The sequence below is a fragment of the Xanthomonas populi genome (genome assembly GCF_002940065.1).
Taxonomy (GTDB): Bacteria; Pseudomonadota; Gammaproteobacteria; order Xanthomonadales; family Xanthomonadaceae; genus Xanthomonas; species Xanthomonas populi.
Genome location: NZ_MDEJ01000016.1, coordinates 1 through 12,017, shown reverse-complemented (window position 1 = coordinate 12,017; position 12,017 = coordinate 1). Strand labels below are relative to the sequence as shown.

Annotated in this window: 13 protein-coding genes, 2 tRNA genes and 2 pseudogenes; 12 read left to right on the top strand and 5 right to left on the bottom strand. The window is 64.3% G+C overall.

Annotated features, from left to right (window positions below; all coding sequences use genetic code 11):
* Positions 1–127 precede the first annotated feature (127 nt).
* Positions 128–451, top strand: a complete 324-nt coding sequence (gene fdxA / locus XpopCFBP1817_RS04210; RefSeq protein WP_005994928.1) for a ferredoxin FdxA — start codon at positions 128–130, stop codon at positions 449–451.
* Positions 452–575: 124 nt separating this feature from the next.
* On the opposite strand, the gene XpopCFBP1817_RS04205 is transcribed toward fdxA, so the two are convergent.
* Complete coding sequence (locus XpopCFBP1817_RS04205; RefSeq protein ID WP_128416128.1) at positions 576–1,091, bottom strand: hypothetical protein; 516 nt, start codon at positions 1,089–1,091, stop codon at positions 576–578.
* Positions 1,092–1,107: 16 nt separating this feature from the next.
* Entirely contained in the window at positions 1,108–2,016 is a 909-nt protein-coding gene (gene dapA, locus XpopCFBP1817_RS04200; protein ID WP_128416127.1) for a 4-hydroxy-tetrahydrodipicolinate synthase, read from the bottom strand.
* Between the two features lie 93 nt (positions 2,017–2,109).
* Here dapA and XpopCFBP1817_RS04195 point away from each other — a divergent pair, with 93 nt between their 5' ends.
* From XpopCFBP1817_RS04195 to XpopCFBP1817_RS04150, 10 genes are all read left to right on the top strand, one after another.
* Positions 2,110–2,736, top strand: coding sequence for a glycine cleavage system transcriptional repressor (locus XpopCFBP1817_RS04195; RefSeq protein ID WP_128416126.1), 627 nt, complete (start codon positions 2,110–2,112; stop codon positions 2,734–2,736).
* A gap of 13 nt (positions 2,737–2,749) precedes the next feature.
* The gene (locus tag XpopCFBP1817_RS04190; RefSeq protein WP_128416125.1) at positions 2,750–3,100 is read left to right on the top strand and encodes a ribonuclease E inhibitor RraB; all 351 of its coding nucleotides are present in this window, start codon (positions 2,750–2,752) and stop codon (positions 3,098–3,100) included.
* Between the two features lie 37 nt (positions 3,101–3,137).
* A complete protein-coding gene (locus XpopCFBP1817_RS04185; RefSeq protein ID WP_128416124.1) occupies positions 3,138–3,620 on the top strand; it encodes a peroxiredoxin in 483 nt (160 codons plus the stop codon).
* Between the two features lie 82 nt (positions 3,621–3,702).
* Positions 3,703–5,100, top strand: coding sequence for a PhoH family protein (locus XpopCFBP1817_RS04180; RefSeq protein ID WP_128416123.1), 1,398 nt, complete (start codon positions 3,703–3,705; stop codon positions 5,098–5,100).
* Positions 5,100–5,582 carry a hypothetical protein gene (locus XpopCFBP1817_RS04175; RefSeq protein WP_128416122.1) on the top strand — a complete coding sequence of 161 codons (483 nt, stop codon included), beginning with the start codon at positions 5,100–5,102 and terminating at the stop codon, positions 5,580–5,582. The genes XpopCFBP1817_RS04180 and XpopCFBP1817_RS04175 overlap by 1 nt, the downstream gene beginning before the upstream one ends.
* Positions 5,583–5,588: 6 nt before the next feature.
* The gene (locus XpopCFBP1817_RS04170; RefSeq protein ID WP_128416121.1) at positions 5,589–6,263 is read left to right on the top strand and encodes a YoaK family protein; all 675 of its coding nucleotides are present in this window, start codon (positions 5,589–5,591) and stop codon (positions 6,261–6,263) included.
* A gap of 37 nt (positions 6,264–6,300) precedes the next feature.
* On the top strand, positions 6,301–7,110 hold the full coding sequence (thiD, locus tag XpopCFBP1817_RS04165; protein WP_128416120.1) for a bifunctional hydroxymethylpyrimidine kinase/phosphomethylpyrimidine kinase: 810 nt from the start codon (positions 6,301–6,303) through the stop codon (positions 7,108–7,110).
* Positions 7,107–7,979: an alpha/beta hydrolase family protein gene (locus XpopCFBP1817_RS04160; protein ID WP_128416119.1), complete on the top strand. Its 873-nt coding sequence runs from the start codon at positions 7,107–7,109 to the stop codon at positions 7,977–7,979. The genes thiD and XpopCFBP1817_RS04160 overlap by 4 nt, the downstream gene beginning before the upstream one ends.
* Before the next feature lie 49 nt (positions 7,980–8,028).
* A tRNA-Arg gene (locus tag XpopCFBP1817_RS04155) sits at positions 8,029–8,105 on the top strand.
* A 98-nt stretch (positions 8,106–8,203) separates the two neighbouring features.
* Positions 8,204–8,280: transfer RNA gene (locus XpopCFBP1817_RS04150), tRNA-Arg, on the top strand.
* A gap of 153 nt (positions 8,281–8,433) precedes the next feature.
* Here the strand turns inward: XpopCFBP1817_RS04150 and XpopCFBP1817_RS04145 are convergent.
* Both XpopCFBP1817_RS04145 and XpopCFBP1817_RS04140 read right to left on the bottom strand, forming a co-directional pair.
* A pseudogene (locus XpopCFBP1817_RS04145) lies at positions 8,434–9,410 on the bottom strand (DedA family protein/thiosulfate sulfurtransferase GlpE).
* A gap of 44 nt (positions 9,411–9,454) precedes the next feature.
* Positions 9,455–10,399 (bottom strand): LysR family transcriptional regulator, encoded by a 945-nt coding sequence (locus XpopCFBP1817_RS04140; protein WP_128416118.1) that lies wholly within the window; start codon positions 10,397–10,399, stop codon positions 9,455–9,457.
* 135 nt (positions 10,400–10,534) lie between these two features.
* Here XpopCFBP1817_RS04140 and XpopCFBP1817_RS04135 point away from each other — a divergent pair, with 135 nt between their 5' ends.
* On the top strand, positions 10,535–11,236 hold the full coding sequence (locus XpopCFBP1817_RS04135; RefSeq protein WP_128416117.1) for a pirin family protein: 702 nt from the start codon (positions 10,535–10,537) through the stop codon (positions 11,234–11,236).
* A 120-nt stretch (positions 11,237–11,356) separates the two neighbouring features.
* On the opposite strand, the pseudogene XpopCFBP1817_RS22555 reads toward XpopCFBP1817_RS04135, so the two are convergent.
* A pseudogene (locus XpopCFBP1817_RS22555) lies at positions 11,357–11,944 on the bottom strand (methyl-accepting chemotaxis protein); the annotation flags it as partial.
* Between the last annotated feature and the right edge of the window lie 73 nt (positions 11,945–12,017).

Below are 12,017 nucleotides of genomic sequence, written 5' to 3'. Positions count from 1 at the left end.
TTTGCGTGTAGGCAAGGCTTACCTGAGAGCGGCAGGAAGACGGCCAACCACGACACAAATCCCTCAACCCCCCCACACCCATCACCCGACTGCTTTAGAATTGGCCGGCTTAACGCTGGACTCCGCCATGCCTTTCGTTGTTACCGAAAACTGCATCAAGTGCAAATACACCGACTGCGTCGAGGTCTGTCCGGTGGATTGTTTCCATGTAGGCCCGAACTTTCTGGTCATCGACCCGGACGAGTGCATCGACTGCACCCTGTGCGAGCCCGAGTGCCCGGCCAACGCCATCTATCCGGAAGACGACGTACCAGCAGGTCAGGAGGGCTTCGTCGCTCTTAATGCCGAGCTAGCCAAAGCCTGGCCAGTGCTGACCGTACGCCAGGAGCCGTTGCCGGATGCCGCCGACTGGGACGGCAAGCCGAACAAGTTACCGCTGCTGCAACGCTAAAACAGCGTTGCGCTATCCGGCCCAACGCTTTGCGAAAGCGCAGCACTGCGACGACGACACCGTACCAACACGCAAAACGGGCGCCCAAGGCGCCCGTTTTGCTCTCCAGCACGCTGAAACAACCTCAGCCGCCCAACTTGCCCTTCAACGCAGCAATCAGCGACACCGGGGCTGCCAACGTTGCCGGCATGCCGCGCGGATCCACTGCCGACACATAGCTGCCCGCGTCGGTCTTGACCACGCGCACCAGGAAGCTGGCGCCTTCGTAGGTTACGTCGTAGGAACCGAGCATCTGCGCCTTACTGGCGATGGTCAGGCCCGGAATATCGGCCAGTGCCGCGCCCACCTTGGCAAATACTTCGTCACGCTCACCCGGCACGCTAAAGCCGCTGTTAGCGCTTGCCGACGGCGCCGAGGTGGCGTGCTGGTTGGTCGATGCCAGCGTGGGCACCTTCATTGCACCGGAGGTGTCGGGCAGGTTCAGATCCGGCGGCACTTCCAGCGGACGGGCCTCCGGGGTCAGCGCGTAGTCACCGCGGGCGCCCTTGTTGAACCAGCTGCAACCACTCGTGGCGGCGACGGTGGCGGTCGCCAGCAACGCGAGCGAGAGCACGCGGACGGGGGAAACGGAAAGACGCATCGATAGATCTCCTGGGTCAGGCCGCGAGCATTTCGCGGCTGGAAAGCGCTTCCAACGCAACCGCGTCGGCGGCAAGGCGGTCGGCGGCAGGCTGGTGCGCCGCAGAAAGTGGCAGTAACGGCAAACGTAAGCCGTGCCCGATCCCGGCACGCTGCAATAGCGCCTTGACCGGGATGGGATTGGATTCGATCCCGCAGAAGCTGTGGTACTCGCTCAGGCGCGCGTCCCAGGCGAGGGCGGCGTCGCGCTGGCCGTCGCGGGCCAGATAGCACAACCGCCGGTATGCCGACGGCAACGCGTTGGACGCCACCGAAATCAGCCCATCGGCGCCAGACAGCATCGCATGCGCGGCACTGCCATCGTCGCCACTGAGGATCACAAACGCGTCGCTGCGCAGGGCAACCAGCGCGGCGACGCGCTCGGGTTCGCTACGTGCCTCCTTGATGCCGACGATATGCGGATGCGCAACCAGCGCGGCAACCGTCGCCGGCAACAGATCGCAACCGGTGCGGACCGGCACGTTGTACAGCACCACCGGCAGCCCGCTGTTGTCGGCAACCGCCAAAAAGTGCGCTTGCAAGCCGGCCTGGGTCGGACGCACGTAGGGTGGCGTGACCACCAGCGCGTACTGCGCACCCAGCGCAGCAGCGCGGCGCGTCTGCGCAATGGTCTTGGCAGTGCCCGACAACCCGGTACCGGCCAACACCGGCACGCGGCCGGCGACTTGCGCAACGGCGGCACGCAACAGCGTGTCGTACTCCTCGTCGCTCAATGCAGCGGCTTCGCCGGTGGAGCCGGCAACCACAATTCCCTGCGCGCCGCCATGCAGCTGCTGCTCCAGCAGCCGCCGCCAGGCATCCAGGTCGAGTGCGCCATCCGGACCGAAAGGGGTCGCCAGCGCGGTGATGATGCCGGAAAGGGACAAGATTCAGCTGCTCTTACGTGACAGGAAAAGGCCCGCGCACACGCGGGTTCTGGTCGCCTGCATGTTACTTGCGGCGCGAAACCACGGGCAAGTATGCTGGTCGTCGCCAGGGCGCCTGCCCGGGCGGCCATTCAGCCTGATGCAATGCCGGAACCCCCTTTGACCGACACCACACCTCGGCCCTCGCCGACCGAAAATCACCTCCTGATCAACGCCTACACGACGCATCCGGAGTCCCCCCTGCTGCCCGTCACCCGCCGCATTGTCGACAGCGGCTGCAATCTTGTGGACGCCCGCCTGGCCACAGTGGGGCGCGATGTGTCGGTCACCGCACTGGCCACCGGCTCCTGGGATTCGGTCGCCAAGCTCGAAGCGATGCTGACCCGGCTCGAACGCGAAGAAGGCCTCAAGCTGGTCTGGTATCGCACCGGCCCCAAGCAGACCCAATCCAACCTGTTGCCCTACATCGTCGAAGTCATCGCCGCCGACAAGCCTGGCATCCTGTTCCAGCTGGCAGATTTCTTCGACCGCCAGGGCATCACCATCGAAAACCTGCAGAGCACGCGCTATCGCGCCATGCAGACCGGCGCGGAGATGTTTTCTGCGCAAGTGACGATCGGCGTGCCGGCCAACATGCACATCGCCGCGTTGCGCGATGATTTTCTGGAATTCTGCGATCACCTCAATCTCGACGCGATCATGGACCCGATGAAGTTTTAAGGCAGACGTACCGATGGCCATCGCACTCTCCGCGCTGAGACAGATGTTCGATCACATCCGCTCCGAGACCGACTGGAATCTCGACGCCCCGTTGCGCTGGGAATATTTCTTTGCCGACCCGGCGCAGCAACCGTTGCAAAAGCTCTCAGAACAACTGACCCAGGACGGCTACCGCGTCATCGACATCTTCCTCGGCGAGCGCGACGAAGACGATGGCGACGATGAAGAGTCGTATTTCCTGCATGTGGACAAGCTGGAACAGCACACCATCGAGTCGCTGAATCAGCGCAATGCGGAATTCGATGCGCTTGCCAAACGTTTCCATGTGGCTGCTTATGATGGGATGGACGTCGGCCCGGCATGACCGAGCCGCACGCCCCTCCACTTTGGGCTGAGCAACTATGACAGACGCTGTATTCGAACTACCCGATGCAACCTTCGACCTGCCGCTGGCGTTGTCCGGCGGCACCCAGACCAGCTTGCGCGGCTACGCCGGCAAGTGGGTGGTGCTGTACTTCTATCCGAAGGACAGTACACCCGGCTGCACCACCGAAGGCCTGGATTTCAACGCGCTGCTGACGCAGTTCACACAGGCTGGGGCGGTGGTGTTTGGCGTGTCGCGCGACTCGGTGAAGTCGCACGACAATTTCTGCGCCAAGCAGGGATTCACCTTCCCGCTGATCAGCGATAGCGACGAAGCCTTGTGCCGCGCTTTCGATGTGATCAAGGAAAAAAACATGTATGGCAAGCAGGTGCTCGGCATCGAGCGCAGCACTTTCTTGATGTCGCCCGAGGGGCATGTCGTGCAGGCCTGGCGCAAGGTCAAGGTTGCCGGCCATGCCGACGCCGTGCTGGCCGCGTTGAAGGCGCACGCCAAGCAGTGAAACCCCCTCGTTTCCCGCGTCCTCCATCACCCTGCCCTGCAGGCGTGATGGCTCGCCCCTGCTCCATCACTTGGAAGACCCAATGACCCGAGGCAAGCGCATCTACGTGCTGGACACCAACGTGCTGATGCACGATCCCACCGCGCTGTTCAAGTTCGAGGAACACGATGTGTTCCTGCCGATGCAGGTGATCGAGGAGCTCGACAACGCCAAGAAGGGCACTTCCGAGGTCAGCCGTAACGCGCGCCAGGTCAGCCGCTTCCTGGACGAACTGCTGGAAAACACCAACGCCGAGCAGATCAAGACCGGCATCCTGCTCAGCCACCCACAGGGCATCCAGCTCAAGGGCCAGGCCGCGATCGGCAGGCTGTATTTCCAGACCAACCCGATCGATCCGGGCCGCACCTTCGGCGAGATGATTCCGGACAACAAGATCCTGGCATCGGTGCTGGCGCTGTGCGAAGAAACCCCGGATGTGCCGGTCATTCTGGTGTCCAAGGACATCAACCTGCGCATCAAGGCCTACATCAGCGGCCTGAATGCGGAGGACTACCAGAACGACCGCGCGCTGGACGATTTCAGCCTGCTGTTTACAGGCGCCATCGAGCTACCGGAAGACTTCTGGCAGAAGCACAACGAAGACCTGCGCAGCTGGAACGAGCGCGGCCGCACCCACTACGAGATCGTGCTGGCAGACGACGAAGACTGGCATCACAACCAGTACCTGTATCTGCCAGGCGAAGACGATGTCGAACTGCGCGTGGCCAGGATCGGCGGCGGCAAGGCCACGCTGTGCCTGGTCGACGATTTCCGTACCAGCCCGCACGCGGTATGGGGCATCGTGGCGCGTAATCGCGAGCAGAATTTCGCACTCAATGCCTTGATGGACCCGGAGATCGATTTCGTCACCCTGCTCGGCACCGCCGGCACCGGCAAGACCCTGCTCGCGCTGGCCGCCGGCCTGGCGCAGACGATGGATCAGCAGCGTTACCGCGAAATCATTATGACCCGCGCCACCGTGAGCGTCGGCGAAGACATCGGCTTTTTGCCCGGTACAGAAGAAGAAAAGATGACCCCGTGGATGGGTGCACTGACCGACAACCTGGAAGTGCTTACGCACAATCAGGAAGGCGGCGCCTGGGGACGAGCGGCAACTAACGATCTGCTCGCCAGCCGCATCAAGATCCGCTCGATGAACTTCATGCGCGGGCGCACCTTCCTGTCGCGCTACCTGATCCTGGACGAGGCGCAAAATCTCACCCCCAAGCAGATGAAGACGCTGATCACCCGCGCCGGCCCCGGCACCAAGATCGTGTGTCTTGGCAACGTTGAACAAATCGACACGCCCTACCTCACCGAGACGACCTCGGGCCTGACCTACGCAGTGGACCGCTTCAAGGCTTGGCCGCACAGCGCGCATATCACGCTGCGTCGCGGCGAGCGTTCGCGCCTGGCCGACTTCGCTTCGGAGGTGTTGTGATGCATAGGCTGCGCGGCGCTGCGGCGGTCGCACTGCTCGTGCTGGCCGGCTGCGCAACCACGCCGCCGCCCGCCAGCGTGCCGACCAACCTCAAGAATGGGCAGTCGTGGATCATCACCCGCCAGAGCGTTGCCGAGCAGATATTGGACACCTGCTCGCGCGACAGCCCGGCGCGTCATCCGGGCCAGATCAGCGACTACTGGGCGCCTAGCCTGCAACAGATTGAACTGCTTGAATCCAGACAGGATGCCCTGACCCCCAGCATCGCCGAGCCACGCGATTTCGATCGCCAATACGTGGGCGTGGTGATCCAGGGCCAGCAGCTGATCTACATCAACGCGTTCAAGCTACCGAACGATCCGCCAGTGAAACCGGCCCTGGAAGCGATCCGTGTGTGCGACGGCGGCAGTACCTTTTGGGGCGCGCTATACGACCCGCAAACCGGCGCATTTTCGCAGATCGCCATTAACGGCCCCCCCTGACCCGAGATGGGAATCCTGCTGCCGCGTTGGGTCTGGATTGGCGCGGTGGCATTGTCGGGCGTGGCTGGCATGGTCAACGTGGTCGGCTACCTGGGCTCCGAACATCAGGTGGTCAGCCACCTCACCGGCACGACCAGCCTGCTCGGCGTTGCCCTCGTGCAAGGCACCTGGCCGGAGATCGGCTTTCTCTGGGGCATTTTGATCGCCCTCTGCGCAGGCGCCATGCTCAACGGCCTGATCATCCAGGACGATGTCTTGCGGCTTGGACAGCGCTACGGCGCGGCGTTGCTGATCGAAGCGCTGCTGTTGCTGGCTGCGATTGCGCTGTTCAAGCTGCATCATGTCGGCGGCGTACTGGTCGCCGCAGGCGCCTGCGGCCTGCAGAGCGCCATGGCCACCACCCTCGGTGGCGCAGCGGTCCGCACCACGCAGCTGAGCGGCATGTTCACCCACCTGGGCATCGGCCTGGGGCAGCTGCTGCGCGGGCGCCCGCTGCTAGTGCGCCGACTCACGCTGAGCGGGCTGATCATCATCAGCTGCCTTCTCGGCGGCAGCATCCTCGGCACCTGGCTGTTCCAGCGCTGGCGATACGACGCGCTCTACCTGCCAGCCTGCCTCACCGGATTGACCGGTGCCAGCTACGTTGCATACCTGCAATGGCGTCGCTGGCGTACGCGATGATCCGCACATCCACCAGGCAGCAGTGCAGAATCCACGCATGACCACGCCAAGCACGCTGTCCGCCTTGACCATCGCCGGTTCCGATTCCGGCGGTGGTGCCGGCATCCAGGCCGATCTCAAGACCTTCGCCGCGCATCGCGTGCACGGCTTGTCGGCAATCGCTGCGCTCACCGCACAGAACACCCGCGCGGTGACCGCCGTGCACATTCCGCCGATCGGGTTTTTGCAGGCGCAGATCGACGCCTGCTTCGTCGACTTCGAGATCCAGGCGGTCAAGCTCGGCATGCTCGCCAATGCAGAGGTCATCCATTGCGTGGCCGATCTGCTCGAAAAACATCGTCCACCGTTCGTGGTGCTCGATCCGGTGATGGTCTCCACCAGCGGCGCGCGCTTGCTGCAAGCCGCCGCACTGGACGCGCTACGCGCGCGCTTGCTGCCGCTGGCCACGCTGATTACGCCCAACATGCCCGAAGCCGAGCTGCTGACCGGCCGCCGCATCGACGATGCCGAGGCCGCCGAGCACGCCACCGCCGCCCTGCTCGACCTCGGCGCAAATGCAGTGCTGCTCAAAGGCGGACATCTGCTCGAAGGCGCACGCGTGATCGACCGCTTCAATGACGGCGTCACCCAGGACGTGTTCATGCATCCGCGCCTGCAGGTGGACGCGCACGGCACCGGCTGCAGCCTGTCGGCGGCGATTGCCGCGCAGTTGTGCCAGGGCCTGTCGTTGCTCAACGCCTGCGAAGCGGCCATCGACTATGTTGTGCGCGCCATCCGGCTCGGCCAGTCGCCCGGCCATGGCGACGTCCTGGTGCTCGACCATTTCGGCGCTGCGCCCAGCGTATGAGCGTGCACAGCAGCACGCTCGCCGCCAGCGCAGCGGATGGACATCGCTGGCAGGTGATCCGCTGCGCACCGGCGAAGCCGATCGCCACACTGCTGTGGCTGCCGGCGCTCGGCGTGGCGGCGCGGCACTACCAGCCGTTCGCACACGCACTCGCGTCTGCCGGCATTGCGGTGTATTTGCACGAATGGCGCGGTAACGGCAGCAGCACGCTGCGCCCCTCACGGCAGCACGACTGGGGCTATCGTGCGTTGCTTGCCGACGACATTCCGGCCAGCCAGGCCCTGCTCGAGATGCATGATCCGCAGCTGCCGCGCGTGCTGGGCGGACACAGCCTTGGTGGCCAACTGGCCTGCTGTCACGCCGCACTGCAGCCGTCGCAGGTCGCGCAGCTATGGCTGGTCGCCAGCGGCTCGCCGTACTGGCGCAATTTCCCGGTGCCGATACGCTATGGCTTGCCGTTCGCCTATCGATTGCTGCCATGGCTCGCACGCGTGCAAGGCGTCTTGCACGGGCGAGCGCTCGGCTTCGGCGGCACTGAAGCGCGCAGCCTGATCGCCGACTGGGCGCGGGTCGGCCGCAGCAATCGGTATCGCGCGGCCGCAACCACGTGGGATCTGGAACACGCGCTCGGCCAGCTGACGATTCCGATCAGCGCGGTGAGCTTTTCCCACGATCACTTCGGCCCGGTCGGCGCGCTGCGCGCGTTGCTGGAAAAGATGCCGCAGGCGCACGCCGAGAGCCGGCAACTGGAGGATGCGCAGTTGGGCGCGCGCAGCGATCACTTCGCATGGATGAAAGCGCCTGCTGCCGTGGCTGCCACATTGCGGCGCTCCCTGGTGGGTGAGGCGCCGGCCAGGCGAACGTCATAAAGGGATTGACGAGTGCGCTGGGCATCCGCATAATCCCGCTCCTGACGACGCGCCCGTAGCTCAGTTGGATAGAGTACCTGGCTACGAACCAGGCGGTCGGGAGTTCGAATCTCTCCGGGCGCACCATCTTCAGAACAAGCAAGAGACAGCCTTCAACCGCTGTCTTTTTAGTTACAAAGGTCCGATCGCACTGCGTCGGATCTGCAAGTCAAAAACAAGATCATGCGCCCGTAGCTCAGTTGGATAGAGTACCTGGCTACGAACCAGGCGGTCGGGAGTTCGAATCTCTCCGGGCGCACCAATCTTGAAGAAAACGACCAGCCTGCTGGTCTTTTTTTTGCCTGCCGTTTGAGGCGGCGCATTCTCGCATCGGCACATCGCAACACGTACTTACGCCACGGGCACGCACCACGGAAAGCGGCAATCGGTTATCCGATGCGTGGGGCGCTGGCGATCAAGCAAGTGCGCCGCCTGGATTGGCGTCGCCGACCACCGCCACCGGCACCACTGCGGTCACCCGATCCCCGGCATCGCGCCAGGCGTCCAGCCCGCCCAGCAATGGACGCACATCGCGATAACCGCGCTCGCGCACCCGGCCGGCCAACCACGCAGCCGATACCTCGTCCGGGCACGCGCAATAAATCACCACGCTACGATCGCGCGGCACGGTGGCCAGAATCTGCGCGAGCAGGCGCTCGTCGGCGAAGACCGCACCAGGAATGGTATGGGCTACCCGGCGCACGGATATCCAGCACGCTGGGCCGCAGACTGTCATCGCCATCGAGCAACGGCGCCAGTTCTTCCACCGCGATGCGCGCATGTTCCAGCCAACGCAGCAGGGTATGCCGCCGCCAACGCCAACCGACGTAGCACGCCAGCAAGGCAGCCAGGACGACGACAGCACCCGACCCGAGGTCGGACAGGAATGCGAGCACGTTCTGCACCTGATGCGCAAACACCGCGCCCAGGCTCAGGCCGACGAACGCCCACAACGATGCACCAAATGCGTCGTAGCGCAGAAACGCCGCCGGGCGCACCCGCATTGCGCCGGCCATCGGCACCGACACCATTGACAACCCGGGCACGCACTTGGCCACCGCCGACACCCGCACACCCCAGCGCGAGCAGAACCGCTCGGTCTTTTTCATGCAGGTATCGCGCGACAGCGACAGCCGGGACAGTGACTGCAAGGTGCGATTGCCGAAGCGACGGCCAGCCAGATACCAGCCCAGATCGCCGAGCAGGCTCGCCAGCACCGACACCCCTAACCCCGCCAACCCGGCCAGCCATGCATCGCTACCGCCGCGCAGCGCGTAGCCGGCACCGACCAGCACCAGCGTCGGCAATGCCGGCACCGGCAGCACCAGCGACAACGCCAGCACGTTGGCGAAGACCAGGGCCACCCCCGTACTGTTCGATCAAGCCTTGCATGCGACGCCCCTGCACGGCGGCGAACGCGCATTATCCGCCCTTCCTCACGCGCACGACTGCCCGGCAGCGGCGGAACAATAGGTCTCGGCAAGCGCCTGCAACCAGCCATCGAACAGGCCCTCGCTGCGCAAGGTGCGCCGCCACCAGCCCAATGCCTCGCCCTCCTCGCCCGGCCGCCATGCTAGGTAGAACGTCTCGTCGGGCTTGTGGGTTTCCACCTGCACCTCGCACAGCCGGCCATCCTGCAGCGCGCCGCGCGCGTAAGCTTCGGGCAGAAACCCGTAACCTGCGCCGGCCAGCTGCAACTGCAACTTGGCCTGCATGTCCGGCACGGTGAGCACATCGCGCCCGGACAACAGCCCCACGGTACGCGGCAGCAGCCGTCGCGCCGAATCCGCTACGGCAATCGCCCGGTGTTCTGCCAGCTCGGTCGCGCCCAGCATGCCGGCGCCCGCCAGCGGATGCGTGCAGGCAACAGCGAACACAAAGCGCAGCGTGCCGATCTGCTCGGCGACGTAGCCACCACCGCTTGGCCCCTCGCCCGCCGCGACGATCAGATCCACGCGCCGATCCAGCAGCGCCTCCCAACTGCCGGACAGCGATTCGCTCAAAACGCGCAAGCGCGTGCTGTCGGCCACGGTGTAGAAGTCCAGGACCTGCGCCTGCAGCAGCGCGACCGGCAGGATCGCATCCAGCCCGATCGCAAAGTCCGATTCCCAACCCGACGCCACTCGCCGCACCCGCACCTCCAGCTCCTGCGCGGCACGCAACAGATGCCGCCCCTCGCGCAGCAGTTCGCGCCCGGTCTGGGTCGGCGTCGCCTTCGGGCCGACCCGCTCGAACAGCTGCACACCCAGATCCTCTTCCAGCTTGGAGACCGTGTAGGAAATCGTCGACGGCACCTTGAACAACGCCTTGGCCGCCGCCGCAAACGAGCCACGTCGATCGATCGCGTCCAGGATGTGCAGCGCTTCCAGGCTGATTTTCATTGTTCGATTTTTTCGATGATAGCGACCAAATCTACTCGCTTTTTCTCCCTGATGTGGAAGCGGAGACTACCCACGAAGCCGCCGGGACATCGATTCACCGACCTGGCGCCATTTCGAATCTCAAGGAGAAGCCCCATGCTGAATGTCCGCAAGAGTGAAACGCGTGGCCGCGCCGAGCATGGCTGGCTGTCCTCGCGCCATACCTTCTCCTTTGCCAATTACCACGATCCGCGCCACATGGGCGTCGGCCCGCTGCGAGTGATCAACGAAGACAAGGTGCAGCCGGGCGGAGGCTTCGGCACCCACGCCCACCGCGACATGGAGATCATTTCCTACGTGCTGGAAGGCGCGCTGGAGCACAAGGACAGCATGGGCACTGGCTCGGTGCTGCACTATGGCGATGTGCAGCGCATGAGCGCCGGCAGCGGCGTCAGCCATAGCGAGTTCAATCACTCGGCCAGCGAACCGGTGCACTTCCTGCAGATCTGGGTGATGCCCGAGCGCAGCGGCATCGAACCCAGCTACGACGAAAAGCATTTCGACGCCGACAGCAAGCGCAATCAGCTGCGTCTGATCGCCTCGCCCGCTGGCGACGCCGGCTCGCTGCGCCTGCACCAGGACGCACGCCTGTATGCCTCGATCCTCGACGGCGATGTGCGTCTGCAACACCCGCTGGCTGAGGGCCGCATTGGTTACGTGCAAGTGGTGCGTGGCAGCCTGAGCGTCAACGGACACGCGCTGTCGGCTGGCGACGCGCTGCAGATCACCGCTGAACCGAAACTCGTGCTGGCCGGTGCACGCGACGCGGAAGTACTGGTGTTCGATCTGCCGCAGTAAGCGGCCGCGGCTGGTAGTGCGGCGCGCTGCAGTGAATCGGCGCGCCGCATGCTCGCAGCTGGCTGGAACAAGCAAGGCGTGCTTCTGACGCAGTGCGGTTCGCTTAAAAAAACGGCGTTTTCCTGCCGGGGGAGTGCCGTTGTTTATTTGGCTTGAAAAGCGAATCTCCTTGGCCGACACGCTGCAGCGCTGCGCCAGGCTACGCACCTCGGTCGCCACCACTGCAAATCCACGGCCCTGTTGGCCTGCGCGCGCCGCTTCCACTGCCGCGTTGAGCGCCAGGATATTCGTCTGGAAGGCGATGCCGTCGATCACCTCGATGATCTGGCCGATGCGATCGGTCGCCGAACGAATGTTGGCAGTGGTCTTGACCACCTCGGCGATGACCTCTGCACCGCGTCGCGCAACATTGGCCGACTCTTCGGCCATGCGCTGCGCCGACCCCGCGTTCTCGGAATTGATGCGCACGGTCTCCGCCAGCTGATCGATGGTGGTTGCGGTCTGCGCCACTGCGGTGGACTGCAAGGATGCGCGACTCACCAGCTCTTGATTGCTGACCGAAATATGGTGCGCCTCGCGCTGCACGTTCTGCGCGATGCTCGTGGTCTGCCGCATCAACTCACGCATGCACTCGGCCGAGCGCACCTGATCGGTCACATCGGTGGCGTACTTGACCACCTTGTACGGCCGCCCGGAGACATCCAGGATCTGAGGTTTCCCCACGTTTTCCCGAGATAGATCAGCTGGTTGCACCCGGATCGTGTAGAAACAAGTGCGCGCA

What these genes read in the sequence shown, in the direction of transcription:
- fdxA (WP_005994928.1), top strand. Translation starts at nt 128, where the DNA reads ATGCCTTTCGTTGTTACCGAAAACTGCATCAAGTGCAAATACACCGAC.
- XpopCFBP1817_RS04205 (WP_128416128.1), bottom strand. Translation starts at nt 1,091, where the DNA reads ATGCGTCTTTCCGTTTCCCCCGTCCGCGTGCTCTCGCTCGCGTTGCTG.
- XpopCFBP1817_RS04195 (WP_128416126.1), top strand. Translation starts at nt 2,110, where the DNA reads ATGCTGGTCGTCGCCAGGGCGCCTGCCCGGGCGGCCATTCAGCCTGAT.
- XpopCFBP1817_RS04190 (WP_128416125.1), top strand. Translation starts at nt 2,750, where the DNA reads ATGGCCATCGCACTCTCCGCGCTGAGACAGATGTTCGATCACATCCGC.
- XpopCFBP1817_RS04185 (WP_128416124.1), top strand. Translation starts at nt 3,138, where the DNA reads ATGACAGACGCTGTATTCGAACTACCCGATGCAACCTTCGACCTGCCG.
- XpopCFBP1817_RS04180 (WP_128416123.1), top strand. Translation starts at nt 3,703, where the DNA reads ATGACCCGAGGCAAGCGCATCTACGTGCTGGACACCAACGTGCTGATG.
- XpopCFBP1817_RS04175 (WP_128416122.1), top strand. Translation starts at nt 5,100, where the DNA reads ATGCATAGGCTGCGCGGCGCTGCGGCGGTCGCACTGCTCGTGCTGGCC.
- XpopCFBP1817_RS04170 (WP_128416121.1), top strand. Translation starts at nt 5,589, where the DNA reads ATGGGAATCCTGCTGCCGCGTTGGGTCTGGATTGGCGCGGTGGCATTG.
- thiD (WP_128416120.1), top strand. Translation starts at nt 6,301, where the DNA reads ATGACCACGCCAAGCACGCTGTCCGCCTTGACCATCGCCGGTTCCGAT.
- XpopCFBP1817_RS04160 (WP_128416119.1), top strand. Translation starts at nt 7,107, where the DNA reads ATGAGCGTGCACAGCAGCACGCTCGCCGCCAGCGCAGCGGATGGACAT.
- XpopCFBP1817_RS04140 (WP_128416118.1), bottom strand. Translation starts at nt 10,399, where the DNA reads ATGAAAATCAGCCTGGAAGCGCTGCACATCCTGGACGCGATCGATCGA.
- XpopCFBP1817_RS04135 (WP_128416117.1), top strand. Translation starts at nt 10,535, where the DNA reads ATGCTGAATGTCCGCAAGAGTGAAACGCGTGGCCGCGCCGAGCATGGC.